This window comes from Sulfitobacter sp. G21635-S1 (assembly GCF_027213915.1).
Taxonomy (GTDB): Bacteria; Pseudomonadota; Alphaproteobacteria; order Rhodobacterales; family Rhodobacteraceae; genus Sulfitobacter.
Genome location: NZ_JAPWGV010000022.1, coordinates 1 through 23685 on the forward strand (window position 1 = coordinate 1; position 23685 = coordinate 23685).

The 23685-nt window shown below is 62.4% G+C and carries 19 protein-coding genes; 7 read left to right on the plus strand and 12 right to left on the minus strand.

Going from position 1 to position 23685, the window contains the following annotated elements; translation table 11 throughout:
• Positions 1-136 precede the first annotated feature (136 nt).
• The 3 genes from O4H53_RS19075 to O4H53_RS19085 all read right to left on the minus strand — a co-directional run bounded on the left by O4H53_RS19075 (position 137) and on the right by O4H53_RS19085 (position 4615).
• A complete protein-coding gene (locus O4H53_RS19075) occupies positions 137-2491 on the minus strand; it encodes a TRAP transporter large permease subunit (RefSeq protein ID WP_269366328.1) in 2355 nt (784 codons plus the stop codon).
• A gap of 27 nt (positions 2492-2518) precedes the next feature.
• Positions 2519-3409 carry a TRAP transporter small permease subunit gene (locus tag O4H53_RS19080; RefSeq protein ID WP_269366329.1) on the minus strand — a complete coding sequence of 297 codons (891 nt, stop codon included), beginning with the start codon at positions 3407-3409 and terminating at the stop codon, positions 2519-2521.
• 114 nt (positions 3410-3523) lie between these two features.
• Positions 3524-4615 (minus strand): TRAP transporter substrate-binding protein, encoded by a 1092-nt coding sequence (locus O4H53_RS19085; RefSeq protein WP_269366330.1) that lies wholly within the window; start codon positions 4613-4615, stop codon positions 3524-3526.
• A gap of 631 nt (positions 4616-5246) precedes the next feature.
• On the opposite strand from O4H53_RS19085, the gene O4H53_RS19090 reads away from it, so the two are divergent.
• Both O4H53_RS19090 and ilvN read left to right on the plus strand, forming a co-directional pair.
• Positions 5247-6998, plus strand: coding sequence for an acetolactate synthase 3 large subunit (locus O4H53_RS19090; RefSeq protein ID WP_269366331.1), 1752 nt, complete (start codon positions 5247-5249; stop codon positions 6996-6998).
• A gap of 77 nt (positions 6999-7075) precedes the next feature.
• Positions 7076-7636, plus strand: a complete 561-nt coding sequence (gene ilvN / locus O4H53_RS19095; protein WP_114276483.1) for an acetolactate synthase small subunit — start codon at positions 7076-7078, stop codon at positions 7634-7636.
• Between the two features lie 37 nt (positions 7637-7673).
• On the opposite strand, the gene O4H53_RS19100 is transcribed toward ilvN, so the two are convergent.
• Positions 7674-8033, minus strand: coding sequence for a hypothetical protein (locus O4H53_RS19100; protein ID WP_269366332.1), 360 nt, complete (start codon positions 8031-8033; stop codon positions 7674-7676).
• Positions 8034-8308: 275 nt separating this feature from the next.
• On the opposite strand from O4H53_RS19100, the gene O4H53_RS19105 reads away from it, so the two are divergent.
• The 3 genes from O4H53_RS19105 to O4H53_RS19115 all read left to right on the plus strand — a co-directional run bounded on the left by O4H53_RS19105 (position 8309) and on the right by O4H53_RS19115 (position 10569).
• Positions 8309-9052 carry a helix-turn-helix domain-containing protein gene (locus O4H53_RS19105; RefSeq protein WP_331284242.1) on the plus strand — a complete coding sequence of 248 codons (744 nt, stop codon included), beginning with the start codon at positions 8309-8311 and terminating at the stop codon, positions 9050-9052.
• A 117-nt stretch (positions 9053-9169) separates the two neighbouring features.
• Complete coding sequence (locus O4H53_RS19110) at positions 9170-10330, plus strand: aromatic ring-hydroxylating oxygenase subunit alpha (RefSeq protein ID WP_269366335.1); 1161 nt, start codon at positions 9170-9172, stop codon at positions 10328-10330.
• Positions 10327-10569: a hypothetical protein gene (locus O4H53_RS19115; protein ID WP_331284243.1), complete on the plus strand. Its 243-nt coding sequence runs from the start codon at positions 10327-10329 to the stop codon at positions 10567-10569. The genes O4H53_RS19110 and O4H53_RS19115 overlap by 4 nt, the downstream gene beginning before the upstream one ends.
• Here O4H53_RS19115 and O4H53_RS19120 read toward each other — a convergent pair.
• The 5 genes from O4H53_RS19120 to O4H53_RS19140 form a co-directional block, all read right to left on the minus strand.
• Complete coding sequence (locus O4H53_RS19120) at positions 10562-11971, minus strand: amidase (RefSeq protein WP_269366337.1); 1410 nt, start codon at positions 11969-11971, stop codon at positions 10562-10564. The genes O4H53_RS19115 and O4H53_RS19120 overlap by 8 nt on opposite strands.
• 97 nt (positions 11972-12068) lie before the next feature.
• On the minus strand, positions 12069-13193 hold the full coding sequence (prfB, locus tag O4H53_RS19125; protein ID WP_269366339.1) for a peptide chain release factor 2: 1125 nt from the start codon (positions 13191-13193) through the stop codon (positions 12069-12071).
• Positions 13194-13301: 108 nt separating this feature from the next.
• Complete coding sequence (locus tag O4H53_RS19130) at positions 13302-15854, minus strand: penicillin-binding protein 1A (RefSeq protein WP_269366341.1); 2553 nt, start codon at positions 15852-15854, stop codon at positions 13302-13304.
• A 125-nt stretch (positions 15855-15979) separates the two neighbouring features.
• Positions 15980-17194, minus strand: coding sequence for an N-acetylmuramoyl-L-alanine amidase (locus tag O4H53_RS19135; protein ID WP_269366343.1), 1215 nt, complete (start codon positions 17192-17194; stop codon positions 15980-15982).
• A 62-nt stretch (positions 17195-17256) separates the two neighbouring features.
• Positions 17257-18399 carry a pyridoxal phosphate-dependent aminotransferase gene (locus O4H53_RS19140; RefSeq protein WP_269366345.1) on the minus strand — a complete coding sequence of 381 codons (1143 nt, stop codon included), beginning with the start codon at positions 18397-18399 and terminating at the stop codon, positions 17257-17259.
• Positions 18400-18481: 82 nt separating this feature from the next.
• Between O4H53_RS19140 and O4H53_RS19145 the strand changes: the two genes are divergently transcribed.
• Together O4H53_RS19145 and O4H53_RS19150 are read left to right on the plus strand one after the other, a co-directional pair.
• On the plus strand, positions 18482-19234 hold the full coding sequence (locus O4H53_RS19145; RefSeq protein WP_269366347.1) for a DsbA family protein: 753 nt from the start codon (positions 18482-18484) through the stop codon (positions 19232-19234).
• A 3-nt stretch (positions 19235-19237) separates the two neighbouring features.
• The gene (locus O4H53_RS19150; protein ID WP_269366349.1) at positions 19238-19723 is read left to right on the plus strand and encodes a disulfide bond formation protein DsbA; all 486 of its coding nucleotides are present in this window, start codon (positions 19238-19240) and stop codon (positions 19721-19723) included.
• On the opposite strand, the gene ispG is transcribed toward O4H53_RS19150, so the two are convergent.
• From ispG to hemA, 3 genes are all read right to left on the minus strand, one after another.
• On the minus strand, positions 19724-20848 hold the full coding sequence (ispG, locus tag O4H53_RS19155; protein WP_269366351.1) for a flavodoxin-dependent (E)-4-hydroxy-3-methylbut-2-enyl-diphosphate synthase: 1125 nt from the start codon (positions 20846-20848) through the stop codon (positions 19724-19726).
• Between the two features lie 79 nt (positions 20849-20927).
• On the minus strand, positions 20928-22199 hold the full coding sequence (locus O4H53_RS19160; RefSeq protein WP_269366353.1) for a helix-turn-helix domain-containing protein: 1272 nt from the start codon (positions 22197-22199) through the stop codon (positions 20928-20930).
• A gap of 122 nt (positions 22200-22321) precedes the next feature.
• A complete protein-coding gene (hemA, locus tag O4H53_RS19165; protein ID WP_114276472.1) occupies positions 22322-23545 on the minus strand; it encodes a 5-aminolevulinate synthase in 1224 nt (407 codons plus the stop codon).
• Between the last annotated feature and the right edge of the window lie 140 nt (positions 23546-23685).

Genomic DNA, 23685 nt, shown 5'->3' on the forward strand with positions numbered 1-23685 from the left:
TTGTGGCTGGCGTCGTGGAAGAACGATTTCGTTGTTTCGGGGGGAGCGGGTGCAGGAACGTGCTTTTTCAGCAGCCTCAGGGCGCCCGGGGGCGCCCTCTCCTTTTGATAATACCCCTGCCCTGTGGCGCGACGCCTCAGTTCGGCATCAGTTCCGGCACGATGGTGACAATCGCCGGGAAGAACCACAGGATCGCCAGCCCCGCCACCTGGATCAGCACGAAGGGCACAATGCCGCGGTAGATGTGCTGCGTCGTGACGCTCGCCGGGGCGACCCCGCGCAGATAGAACAGCGCAAAGCCGAAGGGCGGTGTCAGGAAGGAGGTCTGCAGGTTCACCGCGATCATGATCGTCACCCATTTCGGGTCAAAGGTGCCGCCATAGATCACCGGCCCCACGATGGGCACCACAATGTAGATGATCTCAAGGAAGTCGAGCACGAAGCCCAGCACGAAGAGCACCAGCATCACCAGCAGGAAGACGGTCAGCTCATTGTCGAAGGACCGCAGGAACTGCTGGATGTAATGCTCCCCGCCAAAGCTGATCACCACGAGGTTCAGCAATTGCGAGCCGATCAGGATGGTGAAGACCATCGAGGTGACCTTGGCTGTTTCGCGCACCACCGGCGTCAGCACCCCGGAGGTGTAAAGCACCCAGCAGGCAAAGAGCAGTCCGAAGACGGCATAGATATAGGCGGCATAGGCCACAAAGAAGGCGACCCAGCTTTCGAAACTGACCCCGTCCTGGTTGATCCGCAGGTCGAAGTTCACGCCGACCAGGATGCAGATCACGATTGCCAGCGTCGACCAGATGATGATCTTGGGGCTGCGGTCCTGATCCTTGAGCTTGCGATAGGCGGCCAGCATGATCGCACCGCCCGCCCCCAGCGCCGCGGCCGGTGTCGGGTTGGTGATCCCGCCCAGGATCGAGCCCAGCACCGCGACGATCAGCATCAGCGGCGGGAAGACCACCCGGATCAGCTCGTTTCCGGCGCAAAGCCTTGTGGCATAGACCACCCCGTACATCGCAAGGGCAAAGGGCAGCGCCATCAGCAACACCATCACCCCGGGCGAGGTGACCGGCCCGATCAGCAGGATGTCCACCAGCAGCATCAGCACCAGTCCGATTGCGCCGAGGATCAGCGGCCTGCCGGCGGCAGAGGGCGACACGCCCCGACCGGCGCTCAGCACCAGGCCCAGCAACACGACGATGATCGCCACGCCGGTTCCGATGGGTGCCGCCGCCGCAATCTTGGCCGCAGTTTTCTCTGCAAGGGCTTCAACCGACAGCCGCTCACTGGTCTGAACACCGCCAGCCGCGTCGATCTCGGCCTGTTGCGCCACGGCCTGGTCCCATTTGTCCTGCCCGTGCAGTTCGATCATCGCGGTCTTGCAATCCTCACCCACATTGGTCCGCAGGATTGCGGTATCCCCGGAGTCGGAGAAGCTGGAGACAACGGTCGACTGGCTGCCAACGGCACCGATGTTGCCCAGCAGGATGGTCCCGACAATCAGCAGCACAGGTGCGCCGACAAACCAGGTGAAGGCTTCGCGCCGGGTGATCGCTTCGCTGCTGGTCGTGCCGAGTTCGACCGCCGGGGCCTTCTCGGGATTGAGCAGCGCGTAGCAGAAGGCATAAAGCGCATAGAGCACCGCCAGCAGAATGCCCGGCAGCAGCGCCGCCTGGAACAGCGTGCCGACGGAGACCACCGCCGGTTGCCCCAGGAAGGTCAGCGCATCGCTGCACCCCGCAGCGGTGGCCCGCGCCTCCTGTGCGGCGGAATAAAGATCGCCCGCAAGCGTGCCCAGCAGAACGATCACGATGGAGGGCGGAATGATCTGCCCCAGCGTGCCGGAGGCCGCGATGACACCTGTCGCCAGTTCCGGCGAATAGCCGCTGCGCAGCATCGTGGGCAGGGCCAGCAGGCCCATGGTGACAACCGTGGCCCCCACGATCCCGGTCGAGGCCGCAAGGAAGGCGCCCACAACCACGATCGACACCGCCAGACCGCCCGGCAGCGGCCCGAAAACCCGCGCCATTGTGGTCAGCAGGTCATTGGCGATCTTGGAGCGTTCCAGGGTAATGCCCATCAGCACGAACATCAGAACCGCGAGCAGCGTCTCGATGCTTTGGCCTGCAAGCACGCGTTCGTTCATCCGGTTCACGATAAAGCTGACGTTCCGGTCCAGCGCGGTTTCCCAGCCCTGGGGGAAAACAGATTGCCCCACCCGTGGCAGGTCAGGGTATCGGAAAATGGATATCGCGTCGTGTTTGACGCCCGTGCCGACCAGCGCCCGATAGGCATCCGACGAGGTGTCGATGGCCTGGTGGATCAGCAGACCGGCGCTGTCCATCGCCGCGATGATCCCGAAAGAGATGATCCCCGCGCCGCCGATGGCAAAGGCCACCGGGAACCCCGAAAGGATGCCACCGAACAGACAGATGAAAACGATAAGCAGGCCAACCTCGACCCCGTCCAGACCAAACAGCATGGGATGTCCCCTGATTACTTGCCGAAATTAATGGGTGCCTTCATAGGCTTCTTCGCCCTCGCCGAGCGAGTCGCGGTCGAGATAGCGGCCTTCGCTTTCCGGGCCTTCACGGAGTTCCCGCCAGGACCGGTAGGCCACTGCAATCGCTTGCAGGAAGACCATGGCGCAGAACAGGCACAACAGGACCTTGAACAGGAAGTAGCCGTTGAACCCGCTGGGACTGAAGCCGGTTGTCTCCACGTTCCAGCGCAAGGCGCGGGCCTTGTTGACCAGCCGGTCCAGGGAGTCAGAGGCCGAGGGATTAGGCACGATCAGGTGACGCCACATGAAGTACCAGCCGTAAAGCCATGTAAGCACGGCAAAAGGCATCATGAAAAAGACCGCGCCGAACATGTCGAGGATCTTTTTGGTTCGGAATTTCACGCCGGCATAGATCAGGTCCACCCGCACATGCCCGCCCTGCACAAAGGTATAGGCCACGCAGAAGACGATGATCATCGCGTTATAGAGCTTCAGCTCTTCGGCATACCATGAAATGTCGAATTGCAGCGGCACACCAAAACCGACAACGATGTCGGGCCGGGCAAAAATCCGTTGCATGAAGACGATGATGATCTGTTGCAGCACCATGAGCAGACCCGCCCAGGCAAAGAACCGGCCAAGCCCGTTTGCAAGCCCTTCCAGACCGCGGACCACGGTCCACATGAAGTTTGGCCGCAGCACGCAGACAAGCGTGAGGATCAGCAGCGCGTCGAAGATCACGAAGAACAATTCGATCGACGCACCGTAATAGACAAACCGCATGATCGCCGTCTTGTCGCTCCAGTCCAGCCAGAGCCCCGGATGGGTCACGGCATAGCCGAAGTTGTAGAAAGCCATCGCGATGTTGGAAAAGAACCACCGTATGCCATCGAGCATCTGGACGGACCCCTGTTTGATTGTGCCAACACAGGCCGCGTCACCCCTGTAAAGGTGTCGCAGCCCGTGCCAAGTCTAACCGAAACGCGGCCCCCGGATGGGGGCCGCATCAGTTTACTCCATTGTCGCCAGCACGCGGTTACGCTCGGAGGCGTATTTGCTGTCCGACACCGCCAGCCATTCGCCGGATTCACGCATCGACTTCTGGGCGGAATCGTGGATCTTCTTGAACAGATCGTCGCTGGTGAACTCGTTCAGAACCTCCACGGAGGCCTTGCCGAAGGCATCCCAGATGTCGTCGGAGAATTCCAGAACCTGCGCGCCGCCAGACTTCAGACGCTGCAGCGCCGGGCCGTTGTTGGCGATGAACAGCGCATAGTTCTGCTGGTGCGCATCGGCGCAGGACACTTCGATCGCGCGTTGCTGCGCAGGTGTCAGGCCTTCGAACACATCGAGGTTGGTTGCAACCGACAAGGCCGCGCCCGGCTCGTGGAAACCGGCAGGATAGTAGTAGTCACAGACTTCCTGCAGGCCCAGCTTTTCGTCGGACCAGGGGCCGATCCATTCGGTGCCATCCAGCGCGCCTGTGGACAGGGCCTGATAGATTTCACCGCCCGGCAGAACCTGAACGGAAGCGCCCAGCTTGGACAATGCCTGACCACCAAGGCCCGGCATGCGGAACTTGAGACCGTTGAAATCGGCAGCCGACTTCATTTCCTTGCGGAACCAGCCGCCACCCTGCGCGCCGGTCTGGCCCGCGATGAAGGACTTGATGCCAAAGACTTCGCCCAGCTCGTGGTGCAGCGCCTTGCCGTCCTGACCGTAGTACCAGGTCATCATTTCCGGCGCGGTCATGCCGAAGGGCACAGCGGTGAAATATGCGAAACCCGGGTGCTGGCCGGTAAAGTAGTAGTCAGCGCCATGATACATGTCGGCCTGGCCAGAGGTCACGGCATCGAACACCTCGAAGGCACCGACGAGTTCGCCCGCACCTTTCGGGTCGATGGTGATCTGACCGTCTGTGATGTCAGAGACGTTTTGCACCACACGCTCCACCGAATCCCAGACACCGGCAAGGCCGCGGGGCCAAGTGGTTACCATTGTCAGTGTGCGTTTGCCCTGTGCATAGGCAGGTGCGGCCAATGTGGTCGCGGCGGCAGCGGTGCCGCCAAGTGCAGACGTCTTCAGAAATGAACGACGGTCCATAGGTAGATTCCTCCCGGATAGAATGCCCGTGTTGCCATTGGGGCCACGGATCGTTTCGAATAACCGCACTTTAGCGTTCAACCCGCGATATGGAACACCTTCTTCTGACTTGACGTCCATAAGATGCGTGATTTCGCGCAAAAGTTGTAACCACGGGCCGTTTTCATCGCTTAAAACAAAGGCTGCAGATGAATTACTGAGCGGTGGGGCTGATTTCCGCAATTTCGCGCCGAATCAGTCGCTTGCAACCCAAATCTAACGAATTGTTACACAGCGGATTCGGGGTCGCGGGGCGGGGTCACCCCATCTCGGAAACAACCCTGAACGGGCGGCATACCCCTGCTGAAGCAGGAATCGAAAGTTTCGCCTGAAACAGGCATTGCGCAACAATATGTCGCAAAATCAGCACCGCACGACACGAAAGTGGATATTTGCCTGTTGACCCTCCCGGCGGACGAACATAATGTCGCCGCACGCTTAAAGGAGCCCCAGGGCATGACCACTCTAGTCGTCATTGTAGGACACACGCGCATGGGCCGGTAACGGTAGACCATAATCTGACCCATGCGCCCCCGCCAAAACGGGGGTTTTTTTATGCGCACCTTGAACCTGCTGAAACGGAGAAAAGCAGATGACACGCCAGATGACCGGAGCGAAGATGATCGTTCAAGCCCTGATAGATCAGGGTGTCGATACCGTATTTGGGTATCCCGGCGGCGCTGTCCTACCCATTTATGATGAGGTGTTTCAGCAAAACTCGATCAAACATGTTCTGGTGCGCCACGAACAGGGTGCCGTGCATGCCGCCGAAGGCTATGCGCGCTCGACCGGCAAGCCCGGCGTTGTTCTGGTGACCTCCGGCCCCGGTGCCACCAATGCGGTGACCGGCCTGACCGATGCCTTGCTCGATTCCATTCCGATCGTGGTGCTGACCGGCCAGGTGCCGACCTTCATGATCGGCTCCGACGCCTTTCAGGAAGCCGATACCGTGGGCATCACCCGCCCCTGCACGAAACACAACTGGCTGGTGAAAGAGACCGACAAGCTGTCGGGCGTGCTGCACGAGGCCTTTCACGTTGCGACCAGCGGCCGCCCCGGCCCGGTTCTGGTGGACATCCCCAAGGACGTGCAATTCGCCACCGGCACCTATGAGGCGCGCAAACCCTCGACCTCGCATTACCAGCCGCAGGTCAAGGGCGACCTGGAGGCGATCACCGAACTGGCCGCCGCCATCGAAAAGGCCAAGCGCCCCGTGTTCTATACCGGCGGCGGTGTGATCAACTCCGGCCCCGGTGCCAGCCAGTTGCTGCGCGAACTGGTGGAGGCCACGGGCTTTCCCATCACCTCCACGCTCATGGGCCTTGGCGCCTATCCCGCCTCGGGCGACAAATGGCTGGGCATGCTGGGCATGCACGGGCTTTACGAGGCCAATATGGCGATGCACGGCTGCGACCTGATGATCAACATCGGTGCGCGTTTTGACGACCGGATCACCGGCACCATCGACGCCTTCAGTCCCAAGTCGAAGAAAGCGCATATCGACATCGACCCGTCCTCGATCAACAAGGTCATCCGCGTGGACATCCCGATCATGGGGGATGTGGGCCATGTGCTGGAGGACCTGCTGAAGATCTGGAAATCGCGCGGCCGCAAGACCAACGGCGAGGCGCTGGCCAAATGGTGGCAGCAGATCAACGAATGGCGCAGTGTGGATTGCCTCAAGTTCAAGCAGACGGGCAAGACGATCAAACCGCAATATGCGCTGCAGCGGCTTGAGGCGCTGACCATGGATCACGACCGCTATATCTGTACCGAGGTCGGCCAGCACCAGATGTGGGCCGCGCAATACCTTGGCTTTGAGGACCCGAACCGCTGGATGACCTCCGGGGGGCTGGGCACCATGGGCTATGGTTTCCCCGCCTCCATCGGCGTGCAGATGGCGCATCCCGACGCCCTTGTGATCAATGTGGCGGGCGAAGCGTCCTGGCTGATGAACATGCAGGAAATGGGCACCGCCATGCAGTACAACCTGCCGGTCAAACAATTCATCCTGAACAACGAACGTCTGGGCATGGTGCGCCAGTGGCAGGAGCTGCTGCACGGCGAACGTTATTCGCATTCCTGGTCGGAAAGCCTGCCCGATTTCGTGAAACTGGCCGAGGCCTTCGGGGCCAAGGGCATCCTGTGCAAGGATCCCGCCGATCTGGACGATGCGATCATGGAGATGCTGAACCACGACGGGCCGGTGATCTTTGACTGCCTGGTCGAAAAGCACGAAAACTGCTTCCCGATGATCCCGAGCGGCAAGGCGCATAACGAAATGCTTCTGGGCGAAGCCGATACCCAGGGCGTCATCGACGCCAAGGGGAGTGTTTTGGTGTGACGCGATTTTTTCGAAAAAATCGGACCGGAGTTTTCGAAAACTCCGGCCTTCTACCCCTCATTCTCAGGACCTGAACAATGTCAGCACTCAAAATCAAAAAAGGCGCGACCAGCCATTCCGCCTATAACCTGCGGCCCAACTTTTCGGATGTGATCGAACGTCATACACTCGCCGTGCTGGTCGAAAACGAGCCCGGCGTGCTGGCGCGGGTCATCGGGTTGTTCTCCGGGCGCGGCTATAACATCGACAGCCTGACTGTGGCTGAGGTGGATCACACAGGGCATCTGAGCCGCATCACCATCGTGACCTCGGGCACGCCGCAGGTGATCGAGCAGATCAAGGCGCAGCTGGGCCGGATCGTGCCGGTCCATGATGTGCATGACCTCACGGTCGAGGGCAAATGCGTGGAACGCGAGCTGGCGATGTTCAAGGTCACCGGCAAGGGCGAACACCGGGTCGAGGCCCTGCGGCTGGCCGATATCTTTCGCGCGAATGTGGTGGACAGCACCCTGGAAAGCTTTGTCTTCGAAATCACCGGCGCGCCGGAAAAGATCGACGCCTTTGCCGATCTGATGCGCCCGCTGGGCCTGACCGAAGTGGCCCGCACCGGGGTCGCCGCATTGTCCCGGGGCGACTGACCCGGCGCCGCCACGGCCCCGGGTGCGACCTGAATGATCAGACGTTGCGCTTGCGAAACTGATGCGTGACGACCTGCGGCGCAGAGGGTGACACAAAGGACAGAATCCGCTTGTCGCCCTCCTGCCGCCTGGCAGGGGCCTGGGATGTCCGGGATGTATCGCGCAGTTTTTCCGGCAATTCCGTACAGGCCTGCTCTTGCACCAGCGCGACATCACGCGCCTTGCGCAGTTTGCCAACGATATCGGCGGTGAAGGTCACCATGTCCCCGGCTTCAAGAAAGCCGTCGCAGAGGTCTGTCGCGTGTCCGGCACAATAATAGGCCAGATCGCCCTGGTCTTCGCACCAGAACACCGCTTTCCGGTCAACAGGATCGCTCCAAAGGACCACGCCCAACATCAAATAACCTTAACCGATCCTAGCTGTTATCTAACTACATCTCACCGAGAGTAGATATGAACAATATCCGTACGTTTGTTCCAAATAATGCCGCTCTGGCGTCGTTCTGCCACAAATTGCCGTCACACTTGACGCGGAACAGGAACGAAATATCTATCTTCAATTAATCGCGGGACATAAATCTCCGCAAACCCGCCGGATTTTTCCACCTCACTGAGAATATGGAACCAAATAAACAATCTCCTGCGCAATTGCGCAATGTTTTTGGCGCGAATTTGCGAAAGCTTGCAGAAAGCTATGCCTCGGTTTCCGACCTGTCGCGGCAGCTTTCAATCAACCGGACGCAGTTCAACCGATACCTGTCCGGCGAAAGTTTTCCCAGGCCGGACATATTGGCGCGCATCTGCAACTTCTTTGGGGTCGATGCGCGCATCATGCTCGAACCGATCGACAGTCTCACCTGCCCGCCGGACCCGTTCTCATGCGCCTATCTGCGCAACTTCGTGGGCGCAGGCAACCGGCAGGTGTCACAGGATGACTTCCCAAGTGGCTTCTACCGGTTTTCCCGGCGCAGCTTTGTCGATCCGGACCGCTTTGTGGTCTCTGTGGTGATGGTTGGCCGGGAGGGGGGAAATACCCTGCTGCGCGGCTTTGAGACAAGAGAGGCGATGCGCATCCAGGGCCTGCCCACCGGTGCCAGAGCGCGTGAATTCCGGGGCGCCGTCATGCGCCAGGACGAGGGAATCACCATCATCGCCGCGCGCAGCAACGCAATGACGGTGTCTTTCAACCATCTCAGCCGCGCCGCATCCTTCGAAAACAATTTCTGGGTGGGCTATGTCACCCGGACGGTGCCTGAATCCGCAGGTGCGTTGCGCGTGACCCGGCTGGTCTATGAATACCTTGGCGAAAAGATATCCGATGCCCTGCCCGCCGCCCGCAGCGCAGGGCTGAAGGAACTGGACCAGTTGCAGCCCTTCCACAAACACCTGCTGCGCCCCCATATCCCGTTTTCCTGATCCGCCCCCGCCAACAGCCGCCGCAGGGGCATGTCGCCGGTGATAAAAACGGGTCGCTGCCGGAAATACGGCTGCGCGCGCCATCTGCTAGCCTCAAGCCAGCAGCAGGAGAGCAGCATGGCCCAGCACCGGACCGACCTCAGAAATGTCAGACGCCCGATCGAACAGGCCAATGGCCTGCCGAATCCCCATTACATCGATCCGGAGGTTTTTGCCGAGGAACGTCAGGCGGTGCTTTTCGACAATTGGGCGGGGCTGGCCGTGACCGCGGATGTGCCCGACATCGGCGACGCCGTGCCGCTCAGCTTTCTGGGCATGCCCCTGCTGATCGTCCGCGACCGCCAGGGCGAGGTGCGCGTGTTCCAGAACACCTGCCGCCACCGGGGCATGATCCTGGTCGAGGAACCGCGCAACATCGAGGGGGCCATCCGCTGCCCCTATCACAGCTGGTGTTATGCCACCGATGGCCGGCTGGTCAGCACCCCGCATGTGGGTGGCCCCGGTCAGAACACCCATAGCGGGATCGACCGTGCGCTGCTGGGTCTGGTGGAAATCCGCAGTCACATCTGGATGGATGTGATCTTTATCAATGTCTCCGGTCAGGCCCCCGCCTTTGCCGATGCCCATGCCGACCTGCTGGCCCGCTGGGCCGAATTCGACCAGCCCCTGTACCATGGCGGCGCGGAAAGCCGGTTTCAGATTCCCGTCGACTGCAACTGGAAGCTGGCGGTCGAAAACTACTGCGAAAGCTACCACCTGCCCTGGGTCCATCCCGGCCTGAACAGCTATTCCCGGCTGGAGGATCATTATCACATCGAGGAACCGGGGCGGTACTCCGGCCAGGGCACGCTGGTGTACCGGCAGCTCAAGGACGAAGCGGGCCAGAGCTTTCCCGATTTTGCCGGCATCAGCGACAAATGGGACACGGCCGCGGAATATATCACCGTCTATCCCAATGTGCTGATGGGCGTGCACCGCGACCACAGCTTTGCCATCATCCTGGTCCCTGAAAGCCAGGCGCATACGGTCGAGCATGTGCATATCTACTACGCCCGACCCGACACCGACCCGGCCCTGCGCGAACGCAACGCCAAACAATGGAGAGAGGTCTTTGACGAGGACGTCTTTGTTGTCGAAGGCATGCAGCGGGGACGGCACGCGCTGACCTTCGATGGCGGAAGGTTCTCACCCGCGATGGACGGCCCGACACATCTGTTTCACGATTGGGTCGCGGCACAGATCGAACGGCACCGCAGCCCGCCACAGGCCGCCGAGTGATCGCACTGGAACGGGAATTGCTGGCGGCCCATGCCGCCAGGGATCTGCGGGCGCTGGTAACCCTCTACCAACAGGCCGCGGCCCAGGCCAATGCGCCGGAACGCGCGGCGTTCTACCTGACCCACGCCCATGTCTTCGCGCTTGAGACCAACCACCCGGATGCCGCAGCGCTGCGCGCGCAGCTGGTGGCGCAGGGCCGCGAAAGCGCCCTGCCCGCGCCAAACCCGCCGTTCAGATAACGGGGGGTCTTTTCTGCGGCCAGCCGGTCGCGCCATGCCATTGCTGCGCCAGTTGCAACAGGCGCGCGTCGCTGCCACGCCGCCCGATCAGCTGCAGACCCAGCGGCAATCCGTTGTCGCCAAAGCCTGCCGGGATGTTCACCACGGGCAGACCGATCAGGCTGGCTGGCACGACAACCTGCATCCAGCGGTGATAGGTATCCATCCCCTGCCCGGCAATCTGCACCGGATGGGTCAGGGTCACGTCAAAGGGCCAGACCTGCGCCGAGGGCAGCACCAGCACATCCAGCCCGTCAAAGAGCCTGGCGGCAGATCTGAACCAATCCGACCGCACCTCGCTTGCGCGGTGCACCGTCATCGCATCCATCGCCAGCCCGCGCGCCACCTCCCATTGCGCGGCCTCCTTCAGCGCATCCCGCGTCCTGGGGTTCAGGTAGATCTCTGCCAGCCCGGTCGCCACGGAAAAGGACCGCAGGGTGATCCAGCTGTCCCAGATCGCATCGGCAGAGAAGGGCGCCTCCAGCGCCTCGACCGCATGGCCGAGGCCCGTCAATTGCGCCAGCGCCGCCTCGCTCCCGGCCAGGATACCGTCTTCGAATGGCAGGGCACCGCCCCAATCCCCCAGCCAGCCGATCCGCAGCCGCCCCGGCGGCGTGGAAATCCCCGGCAGCCTGTCCGCCGGGCTGCGCCCATGCGGGTCGCGCGGATCGGCACCGGTCATCGTATCCAGCAAAGCCGCAAGGTCCGCAGGGCTGCGCGCCATCGGGCCCAGTGTCGCCAGTTGATGCAGGAACATCTCCCGCGCCGGTTCCGCCGGCACATCGCCCCAGGAAGGCCGCATGCCATAGACATTGTTCCAGCCCGCCGGATTGCGCAGGGATCCCATCATGTCGGAGCCATCCGCGACGCTCAGCATCCGCGCCGCCAATGCCGCCGCCGCCCCGCCGGAGGAGCCGCCCGCCGACCGGGTGGCATCATAGGGATTGGTGGTGGCCCCGTAGACCGGGTTGAAGGTATGGCTGCCAAGGCCGAATTCCGGGGTATTGGTCTTGCCGATGATCAGCGCCCCCGCCGCCCGCAGGCGGCTGACAATCAGGTCATCCTCCGGCGCGATCATATCCGCAAACAGGGGTGAGCCGCTGGAGGTGGGCAAACCCGCCACATTGGCCAGATCCTTGATCGCCATCGGAATGCCGTGCAGCCATCCCTTGCGCGGGGCCGCATCCGCCGCCCGCGCCTCCGCCATCAGCAGATCCGCGTCGCGCAAGGCCACCACCGCGTTCACGGTCCCGTTCACCGCCGCGATCCGCGCCAGCGTGGCCTGCATCAGCTCTGCTGCACTCAACTCGCCCGCATCAATCGCCGCCGATTGCGCTAGCGCATCCATATCCAGAATATCCATGAAAACACATGAGCACTTCTTCACAAGAAGGTGCAATCCCCCTGCTGCTCAATGCTCAAAACAGGCGTGGGGTCCGGGGGCAAAGGCCCCCCGGCGCTCAGCTGCCCTGCGCTTCGGCCCGGCTCTTGCCGCTGACGGCCAGCGCCAGCGTGGCCCCCATCAGCCCGTCAAGATCACCGTCCAGAACCCCCTTGGTGTCCGAGGTCTCGTAGTTGGTGCGCAGATCCTTGACCATCTGGTAGGGCTGCAAGACATAGGACCGGATCTGGTTGCCCCAGCCCGCATCGCCCGCGCTTTCATGGGCCTCGTTCACCAGGGCGGACCGTTTGTCCAGTTCCAGCTGGTAGAGCCGTGATTTCAGCGCCTTCATCGCGATGTCGCGGTTCTGGTGCTGGGATTTCTCGGAGGAGGTCACCACGATGCCGGTGGGGTGGTGGGTGATCCGCACGGCGGAATCGGTGGTGTTCACGTGCTGGCCGCCCGCCCCCGAGGACCGGTAGGTGTCGATGCGGATGTCAGAGGGGTTCACTTCGATCTCGATGTTGTCGTCCACCACCGGATAGACTTTGACCGAGGTAAAGGAAGTATGCCGCTTTGCCGCTGAATCGAAAGGGCTGATCCGCACCAGACGGTGCACGCCGCTTTCGGATTTCAGCCAGCCATAGGCATTATGCCCCGCGATCTTGTAGGTGGCGGATTTGATGCCCGCCTCTTCGCCGGCACTCTCGGCCTGAAGCTCGACCTTGTAGCCCTTCTTTTCCGCCCAGCGGACATACATCCGCGCCAGCATCTGCGCCCAGTCGCAGCTTTCCGTGCCACCGGCACCTGCGTTGATTTCGAGGAAGGTGTCATTGCCGTCGGCCTCGCCGTCCAGCAGCGCCTCAAGCTCTTTCTGCGCGGCGGTCTCGGCCAGCGCCTTGAGCGCGCGTTCCGCGTCGGCGACCACCTCGGCGTCGTCTTCCATCTCGCCCAGTTCGATCAGTTCGATGTTGTCGGCCAGGTCCTGCTTGATGCCCTCATAGGTGTCGATGGCATCCACCAGCCCCTGCCGGTCGCGCATCAATTTCTGCGCCGCCTCCGGGTCATCCCAGAGGTTCGGGTCCTCGACGCGGGCATTGAATTCTTCCAACCGGTGCTGGGCGGTCTCCACGTTCAGCCGTTGCGCCAGCAATTCCAGCGACTTGCTGATTTCATCAACGGTGTTTTGTACCTCTGCGCGCATCTTCGCCTGCCTTTGATTGGGTTCCTCGCAGATAAACCAGCACCGCGGCAGGGACAAGCCGTCGGGTGGGGTTTGCAGCGCGACACCGCTTTGCCGAAAGGGATGGCCTTAATACAGGCCGCCCGAGGACAGCGTGCCAAAGCTCGCCTTCGGCCCGACGGTCGCCTTGCGCCCGGTCGAGGTGGTCACCTGCCGCCCGGACTGGCCCACTTCCTCCACCAGCGGCAGATCGGCCCCCATGGCAAAACCGCCATCGAAGGTGATGCCGAAAATCGGCTCCTCGCCATCGCGGAAACATTCGGAAACCACATTGGGGCCCGATGCGCTGTCGCTCAGCCGTGCGCCGGAAAAACGGTCGATGTTGATGAAGACGCATTGCTCCGGCACCTTGAAATCGCCGCCGCCGTATTTCTTGACCGCCTCGGTCATGAAACGCTGGAACGCCGGCGCACAAAGCCGTCCGCCACCCGCGCCCCGGCCCATCGGGCGCGGCTGGTCATAACCGATGTAACAGCCCGCCACGATGTTCGAGGTGAAGCCGACGAACCAGGCGTCCTTTTCATCATTGGTGGTCCCGGTCTTGCCCGCCGTGGGCACCGGCAGGTTCACGGCCGACCGCGCCGTGCCCCGTTCCACCACGCCGCGCATCATCGAGGTGAGCTGATAGGCGGTCACCGGATCCATCACCCGCTCGCGGTTGGAGATGATCCGCGGGGCGCTACCCGCAGGCAGGCTGGCGATCTGGCAGTCGTTGCAGATCCGCTGATCGTGTTTGTAGACTGTGCGGCCATAGCGGTCCTGCACCCGGTCCACCAGCGTCGGCTGCACCCGCTCGCCGCCATTGGCGAACATCGCATAGGCGCTGACCATCTGGTAAAGCGTGGTTTCCTGACTGCCAAGCGCATTGGCCAGCACCGGGGCCAGGTCGTCATAGACACCAAAGCGTTCGGCATAGCTGCCCACCACGTCCATGCCCACTTCCTGGGCCAGACGAATGGTCATCAGGTTGCGCGACTGTTCGATGCCGGTGCGCAGCGGGGTCGGCCCGTAGTAGCGGTTGGAGGCGTTCTTGGGCCGCCAGACCCCCTGCGGCGTGTTGATCTCGATCGGGGCGTCCACCACGATGGTCGCGGGGGAATAGCCCGAATCCAGCGCCGAGGCATAGACGAAGGGCTTGAAGGAGGAGCCGGGCTGCCGCTGCGCCTGGGTCGCGCGGTTAAAGACCGAATCCTGATAGGAAAATCCGCCCTGCATGGCGATCACGCGGCCTGTGTTCACGTCCATCGCGACAAAGGCGCCCTGCACTTCCGGCACCTGCCGCAGCGTCCAGCGGATAAAGGTCCCATCCGCATCCGCCGTCATCCGGCGCACCAGCACCACATCGCCGACTTCAACCAGATCACCGGCCACACGCGCCTTGCCTGCCAGCTTGCCGTTTTCCAGCCGCTTGCGGGCCCATTGCACATCCTTGGCCGGAATCCAGTGGCCATCCGCGTCTTCCTCGACGCCCTCGATGCCGATGCGCGCATCGCTGGCACCGACCTCCAGCACCACTGCCGGATACCATTGATTCTCAAGGTCGATGTCGCGCGGCACCCGGATGTCCGCCAGCGCGGCGCGCCAGCTTTCCTCGGAGTTCAGCTGTTCCGCGGCAATCTTCTTGCCGGTGCCATGCCAGACACCCCGCCCCCGGTCATATTGCTCAAGCTGCTCGCGCAGGGCATTGGCGGCAATCGGCTGCATCTCGTTGTCGATGGTTGCCCGCACGGTCAGCCCGCCGGTAAAGAATTCGCCCTCGCCAAAGTCGTTGGACAGCTGGCGACGGATTTCGTCGGTGAAGTAATCGCGCGGCGGCAGTTCCGCTTTGAAACTCTCGAAATCGCCATTCTGGACAGAGCGCAGCGGCTGCGCCTTCTCGCTTTCGTAAACCGCTTCGGAGATATAGCCGTTGTCCTCCATCTCCTTGAGCACATAGTTGCGCCGCGCCAGCAGGCGGTCCTTGCGGCGCACCGGGTGGTAATCCGACGGGGCCTTGGGCAGCGAGGCCAGGAAGGCCGCCTCATGCGGGGCCAGTTCGGCCAGCGTCTTGTTGAAATAGGTCTGGCTGGCCGCCGCCACGCCATAGGAATTCTGGCCGAGGAAAATCTCGTTCAGGTACAGCTCCAGGATCTTTTCCTTCGGCAGTGTTTCCTCAAGCCGCGCGGCGAGGATGATCTCCTTGATCTTGCGTTCCGCCCGGCGGTCACCGGACAGCAGGAAGTTCTTCATCACCTGCTGGGTGATGGTGGAGGCACCGCGCACCTCGCGCCCGCGGGACCGCACCGCGTCGATGGCCGCAGCCGCGATGCCGCGCAGGTCATAGCCCTCGTGGGTGTAAAAGTTCTTGTCCTCGGCAGAGATGAAGGCCTGTTTCACCAGATCGGGGATCGTGTCGGCGGGCGCGAACAGCCGCCGCTCCTTGGCGAATTCGTCGATCAGACGGCCCTGCCCCGAATAGATCCGGCTGATTGTCGGCGGCGTATATTGCGCCAGGCTTTCGTGGCTGGGCAGGTCGCGGCCATACATCCAGAAAATCGCACCGATGGTCAGCGCCACCATGCCGATGCTCATCGTCAGGGTCGTAAAGATGCCGCCAAAGAATGACAGGATGAATCGGAACACGGCGCACAGCCCTTCTGGTCGCGGGAAACTGAGCGGACTTATATCTGTCCGCGTCGGAATGGTCAAAACGGCAAAACCCCGGCATTGGGCCGTTTACCGCCCAAAAGCCGTTAGGTTCTGGAGTGTTATTGTCGCACCAAGGGCGCGCGCGCCTCATCCGCGTCGCGCCAGGCCAGAATCGCATCCGCCAGACCATTGACCATGACCGACCGCCACACCGGGTCGCGCAGGTTGTTCAGGTCGCGTGGATTGCTGAGGAATCCCACTTCGATCAGAACCGACGGGATGTCGGCCGATTTCAACACGGAAAAACCCGCGCGGCGCAGCGGGCGGCTGTTCATCGGGCCTCCGGTCTTGGCCATGCCCTGCACCAGCACCTTTGCCAGGGCTGCGGACCGGGGCTCTGTCTCCTGCCGCGCGAGGTCCAGCAGGATGCCCGCCACCTGGTCATCGGAGCCGGTCAGATCGGCACCCGCGATGATGTCGGCCCGGTTATGGCGCGCCGCCAGATGTTCCGTCGCGGCATCGCTGGCCTCGTCCGACAGGGTATAGACCGTCGCCCCCTTGGCGCCGCCCTGGCTGAGGCTGTCGGCATGCAGCGAGATGAACAGATCGGCATCGCGCTGGTGGGCGATGGCCACGCGGTGTTCGAGAGCCACAAAGATGTCTTCGTCACGGGTCATCACGACCTCTATGCCCGCGCGCACCAGCGCGTCGCGCAGCGCCCGTGCAAAGCTCAGCATCAGGTCCTTTTCGGCAACCCCGTCGCTTTCCGCACCGGGGTCGATGCCGCCGTGGCCGGGGTCCAGCACCACCACGAAACGGTCCTTTTCAGGGTTTTCGGGCTTGGGCGGGGCAACCAGCGCCCTGGTCCAGGCCGGATCCACCGGCGCGCCGGCGGCGGCGGCATAGCTTTCGGCGTCCACTTCCTTCAGGTCGATCTCAAGCGTCGCGGTCCCGCTTGCCGCATCGACCGGCATGCCGATCTCGGTCGGGATCATCGGCACCGCCAGATCCGCCACCAGTCGCGACCAGCCGGGCTGGAACGCGCCGAACCGCACGGCAGACACGCGGCCCGGTTCGGCCAGCAGCATCTGCGGGCTGATCCCGGCCCAGTCCGCCTCGCGGAAATCGACAACCAGGCGCGCGGGATCATCCAGCAGGAACACCCGGAACGGTACCCCCTGGCTCAGCCCCAGCCGCAGGTCGGTGCGCCCGAACCAGCCATCGGTGATCTCACTGCGCGCGCCGTCCACACGGGCCAGCGCGGTCAGCTCCTGCGTCAGGGCAGGCCCCGCCCAGATCATCAAAGCCAGAAATGTCGAAAATAATGCCCGCATGTGCCACCGCTTGACGCTGTTGTTGTGGCAAAGCTAGCATCAATGCCACCCTGCCGCCAGCCTCAGCGCGCCACCATGAACGCCTTGAGCCGTGCCAGTCCCTCGGCAATATCGGCGGTACTGCGGGCATAGGAGAACCGCAGGGTCGAGCCCCCCCGCGCCGGGTCGAAATCAAGCCCCGGCGTCACCGCAACCCCGGCCTTTTCAAGGATCTCGGCGGCAAAGCTGCGGCTGTCATCGGTCAGGTCGGACACATCGGCATAGACATAGAAAGCGCCGTCCGGCGGGGCGATCCTGGTGAACCCGGCCTCGGTCAGCCCCTCCAGCATCAGGGTGCGGTTGGCGCGGTAGACATCCATGTTGCCCTGCAGTTCCGCATCGCAGTCCATTGCGGCCAGTGCTGCGATCTGGCTGGCATGGGGCGCACAGATGAACATGTTCTGCGCGATGCGTTCGATGACGCGCACATGATCCTCGGGCACCACCATCCAGCCCACGCGCCAGCCGGTCATGGAAAAATACTTGGAAAAGGAATTGATCACATAGCAGTCGTCGGTGACCTCCAGCGCGGTGACCGCCTTCTTGTCATATTCGATGCCGTGATAGATCTCGTCCGAGATGAAGGAGGTGCCCGCCGCATCGCAGGCCCCGACCAGCGCCGCAATCGCGTCGCGGTCCAGCATGGTGCCGGTGGGATTGGCCGGCGAAGCGACCATCAGCCCCGCCAGGTCCATGCCGGAAAAATCAGCCGGAACAGGCTGATAGCGGTTCTCGGGCGATGTGGGCAGGTCAACCGGCTCCAATGCCAGCGCCTTGAGGATCTGGCGGTAGCTGGGATAGCCCGGCGCGCCGATGCCAACCCGGTCACCGGTATCGAAAAGCGCGGTGAAAGCCAGGATAAAGGCCCCCGAGGAGCCCGGCGTGATCACCACCCGGCCCGGATCGAGATCGACATTGTACCATTCACCATACATCTGCGCGATGCGCGCGCGCAGCGCGGGCAGCCCCAGCGCGACAGTATAGCCAAGCGCGCCCCGATCCATCGCCTGCCCCAGTGCCGATACCGCCTCCCGGGGTGCGCCGGTGCCGGGCTGGCCGACTTCCATATGGATGATGTGACGGCCTGCGGCCTCTGCCGCCGAGGCGGCCTGCATCACATCCATCACAATAAAGGGATCGACGGCCGACCGGGTTGAACTTCGCATGGGCTTGCTCCTAATGTTGCGCAACGTTTCACCCTGTCATCGGTGCGCCGTCAACCCGCGCCCCTAGGAAAGATTTGCCATGATGCCCCGCCTGTTCGCCCCTGTCTCAGCCGTCGTCCTTGCCGCTGCCCTGGCCCTGCCTGCCAGCGCCATGGACCTGACCGAACTGACAGAGGCGGAGCGCGCGCAGTTCCGGGCCGAGGTGCGCGCCTATCTGATGGACAACCCGCAGGTGATCATGGAAGCGGTGGAACTGCTGCAAAGCCGCGAGGCCGAAGCCCAGGCCCAGGCCGATGTGAACATGGTTTCCGACAATGCCGCGGCGATCTTTGACGATGGCTATTCCTGGGTTGGCGGCAATCCGGAGGGCGACATCACATTGGTCGAATTCCTGGATTACCGCTGCGGCTATTGCAAACGCGCCCATGGTGAGGTGGCCAAGCTGCTGGAAACAGACGGAAATATCCGCATTATCGTCAAGGAACTGCCGATTCTGGGCGAGGATTCCGTGCTCGCCTCCCGCTTTGCCATCGCGACCAAACAGGTCGAGGGCGGCGATGCCTACAAGGCAATGAACGATGCGCTGATGGCCTATAGCGGCTCCATCACCGTGCCGGCGATGCGCCGGATTGCGGAAACGCTGGATCTGGATGCGGATGCCATCGAGGCGCGGATGGACAGCGAAGAGGTGACGCAGGAGATCGCGCAGACCCGCGCCCTGGCGCAGACGCTGCAGATTTCCGGCACCCCGACCTTTGTGGTGCATGACGAAATGCTGCGCGGCTATCTGCCCTATGACCAGATGCGCGCCATCGTGGACGACAAACGGGGCTGACCCTTGCGCAATGTCCTGATGCTGGCCGCCTTTCTGGCGGCTGGCCCCGGCTGGGCGGAAACGGATATTTTCAACCTGACCGCCGCCGAACGTGCCGCCTTTCGCGCCGAGGTCCGGGCGCTGCTGCTGGCTGAGCCGCAGATCGTGGACCGAGCGCTGAACCCGCCAAACCCCGCAGCGCAGGAAATCCGGCAAGAGATTGACGACGATCTGCGGCTTTTGCAGGCCCTTGCGCCCGAGATCCTCGGCGGTCGGCAGATTGCCCTGTTCATCGGCGCGGATTGTGCCGAATGCGCAAGGGCTGCGGATGAACTGGAAGCGATATCAAAGGATTATCGGGCGGAGTTCATGCTGCATGACACGCGCGATCCGGCGTCTGCTGCACTGGCGGACAGGCTGGGGATGACGGATCTGCCCTTTTACGTGCTGCCCGGCATGATCCTGCGGGGCCATATCCCGGCGGTGGTCCTGCCGCGCTACCTGGATTGATTATTCCGCCGCCCTGACCTCTTGCGCTTCGATCTCGGCGGCGCGTTTTTCCACCTGTTCGACGATATGTTCGATCATGCCGTCATTGCCCAGCTTGTGGCTCTGCTTGCCGGCAAGATAGACCATGCCGGAACCCGCCCCGCCGCCGGTAAAGCCCACATCGGTCATCAGCGCCTCGCCGGGGCCGTTGACCACACAGCCGATGATGCTGAGGCTCATGGGCGTCTTGATGTGTTCCAGCCGCTTTTCCAGCGCCTCGACAGTCTTGATCACGTCAAAACCCTGGCGCGCGCAGCTGGGGCAGGAAATGATGTTCACCCCCCGGTGCCGCAGGCCCAGCGATTTCAGGATCTCATAGCCGACCTTGACCTCTTCCACCGGGTCGGCGGAGAGGCTGACGCGGATTGTGTCGCCGATGCCCATCCACAGCAGGTTGCCCAGCCCGATGGCCGATTTGATGGTGCCGGAGGTCAGGCCCCCCGCCTCCGTGATGCCAAGGTGAATGGGCGCATCCGTGGCCTCTGCCAGTTGCTGATAGGCGGCGGCGGCCATGAAGACGTCAGAGGCCTTGCAGCTGATCTTGAACTCATGAAAATCGTTGTCCTGCAGGATCTTGATGTGGTCCAGACCGCTTTCCACCATCGCATCGGGACAGGGTTCGCCGTATTTCTCCAGCAGGTGCCGCTCAAGCGAGCCGGCATTCACCCCGATGCGGATCGAACAATTGTGGTCGCGCGCGGCCTTGATGACCTCGCGCACGCGCTTTTCGTCACCGATGTTGCCGGGGTTGATGCGCAGGCAGGCCGCACCCGCCTCTGCCGCCTCGATCCCGCGTTTGTAGTGGAAATGGATGTCGGCCACGATCGGTACGGAAACCTCCGGCACGATCTGCTGCAGCGCCTTGGACGATGCCTCATCCGGGACCGAAATGCGCACGATATCCGCCCCCGCATCCGCCGCCGCCTGCACCTGAGCAATCGTCGCCTTCACGTCCGTGGTCAGCGTATTGGTCATGGTCTGGACGGTGATCGGCGCATCACCCCCGACGGGCACATTGCCCACCATGATCTGACGGCTTTTACGACGGTAGATATTGCGCCATGGACGGATGTGGTTGAGCGACATTACGGCTTCCCGGGGGTTGCGAATTCAAGGGGAACCTAGACACTCGGCCGCCCCTTCGCAATGGGGGCAGCCCGTTGTTCTACCGGGTCTGGCAGGGCATCGCCGCCAGCACGGCCGGGTCGATGTCGCTGCCCGCGAGGTCGGCGAACATCCGGCTCAGCGGCTGCTCCTTGGTCGGGTCAACCGGCGCGTAAAGTTCCGCAAGCGCTTCGTGATGCAGCGGCAGGTTCGATGTGATCGCACCGCGTGCGCCCACCGGACCGACACAGGCATCCGCCAGCGCGAAATACAACGCACCGGATTCGCCCGTGCGCAGGGTTGGCGGCTCTTCCGTGGCGGGAATATCGTAGGTATCGCCCTTGTTCATCACCTTTTCAAAGATGACGGAGCCATTTGCAGCGGTCACACGCACCCAGGACGGATAGGCGGCAACCATGCGCACGGTCCCTGCAGCACCTTCCACAACCTGCGGGACAGCGCCACCCGGAGAGCCGACGGCCCCCGGCTCGGCATCCAGCGTCAGTTCGGCGGTCTGGATCACGGCAGGTGACCCGATGGTGGACAGGTCCGGGAAATTCCCGACCGAACGCGGATCAATGGTGGAAATCGGGGCATCGCGGGCGACCAGAACCGGCACATCCAGCGCCTGCGGGCGATAGAGACGGTCCAGCGCATCGGCGCGGGGCGCCTCGATGGCGTCCGGCGCATCTGCGGAACCGCCGATCTCGGGCGCTGCTGACAGGGCGCCGTCAAGCGGATCAAGATCGGACAGGACAACCGGGGTCTGATCCACCGGCGCGACCTGCACGCGCTGCACTTCCTGCAAAACGCTCCACCCGCCAAAGCCGATGGCACCGATCAGCACGACAAGCACCAGCATCGACCCGACGGCAGAGGGTTCGATGCGGCTGAGGATACTGTCTGCAACAGGTGTGAAAGGCGTGTTCGGACGTGCGAAAAGATCCGCCTCGGACGGGCGTTTGCGACGTTCTTCAAAGCTGGGTTTCTTGATCACCGAGGCTTCGGCGGACATGCCATGCGCCACGGCAAAACCGGATTCGGCGCAAAAGGAGGTAAAGGCCTTGTCGGGGTCCATGTTCAGGTAACGTGCATAGGACCGCACGTAACCGGCGATGAAACCGGGTGTGTCAAAGGCATCCGGATCGGCATTCTCGATGGCAGCGATATAGGAGGCCTTGATCCGCAATTCCCGCTGAACATCCAGCAGGGATTTGCCCATTGTGGCGCGTTCACCGCGCATCACATCTCCCAGGCGAAGGTCAAAGTCGTCAAACCCTTTGGGTTCAACTATCTCGTCTTCTATGACCTTGGAGGACCAACGCCCGATCATAAACCATGCCCCGTAGTTTCTATGCCTGCAGCCTTAACCCGATATCGTGCAGCCGATTCGAGTCTGACCTTTTGTTAAGTCAAAACTAACACAAGGCAACGGGGAATACGAGTTTTTGCTGCTTACCCAGCGGCTTCGGCACGATTCAGCGCACAATGCGACCACAAACCGTCCATCGCATGTACCAGTGCATCCATTTCCCGCGGGCCGTGAACCGGTGACGGGGTAAAGCGCAGCCGCTCCGTGCCGCGCGGCACGGTGGGATAGTTGATCGGCTGCACATAGATGCCGTGATCTTCCAGCAGCATGTCCGACAACAGCTTGGTATGGACCGGGTTGCCCACCATCACGGGCACGATATGGCTGCCATGATCGATGATCGGCAGGCCCAGACCTTTCAGCCGCAGTTTCAATACCTTGGCCTGTTGCTGGTGCTTTTCGCGCAGGTCCGTCGCGCGTTTGAGATAGGCGACCGAGGCCGCGGCACCCGCCGCAATCGCAGGCGGCAGCGAGGTGGTAAAGATAAAGCCGGGCGCATAGGACCGGATCGCATCGCACATCTTGGCGGAAGCCGCGATATAACCGCCCATGACGCCAAATGCCTTGGCCAGCGTGCCGTTGATGATGTCCAGCCGGTGCATCAGCCGGTCGCGCTCCGCAACCCCGGCACCGCGCGGGCCATACATGCCCACGGCATGCACTTCGTCGATGTATGTGAGCGCGCCGAATTCATCCGCCAGGTCGCAGATCGCCTCGATCGGGCCGAAATCACCATCCATCGAATAGATCGATTCAAAGGCGATCAGCTTGGGGGCTGCCGGGTCGTCAGCCTCCAGAAGCTGGCGCAGATGGTCCACATCATTGTGCCGGAAGATCCGTTTTGCCCCGCCATTGCGGCGCACACCTTCGATCATCGAAGCATGGTTCAGCGCATCGGAATAGATGATCAGACCGGGAAACAGCTTGGGCAGCGTCGACAGGGTGGCGTCGTTGGCAATATAGGCAGAGGTAAAGAGCAACGCGCCTTCCTTGCCGTGCAGATCGGCAAGCTCCGCTTCCAGCCGCTTGTGATAGACCGTGGTGCCCGAAATATTGCGCGTCCCGCCCGAGCCTGCGCCGGTGGCCTGCAAGGCCTCTTGCATGGCTTCCAGAACGACGGGGTTCTGCCCCATGCCAAGATAGTCGTTGCCGCACCAGACGGTGATGTCCCGTTCGGCCCCGTCAGGCCGGGTCCAGATCGCATGGGGGAACTGGCCGTTGCGCCGCTCGATGTCGATGAACGTCCGGTAGCGACCCTCTTCGTGCAGACGCGCAATCGCCTCATCCAGCTTTGTTGTATAGTCCATGCGCCGCTCCAGTCCTGGCAGTCACGACCCCCGGCAAGGCACCAGGGATCCTGTTCTTTTTAGAACGAATATAGAAACACCCTGAAACATTCAACTTCTCAAGAGTGTACGTGGTGTCGCAGGGGGGCGACAGTCAGGAA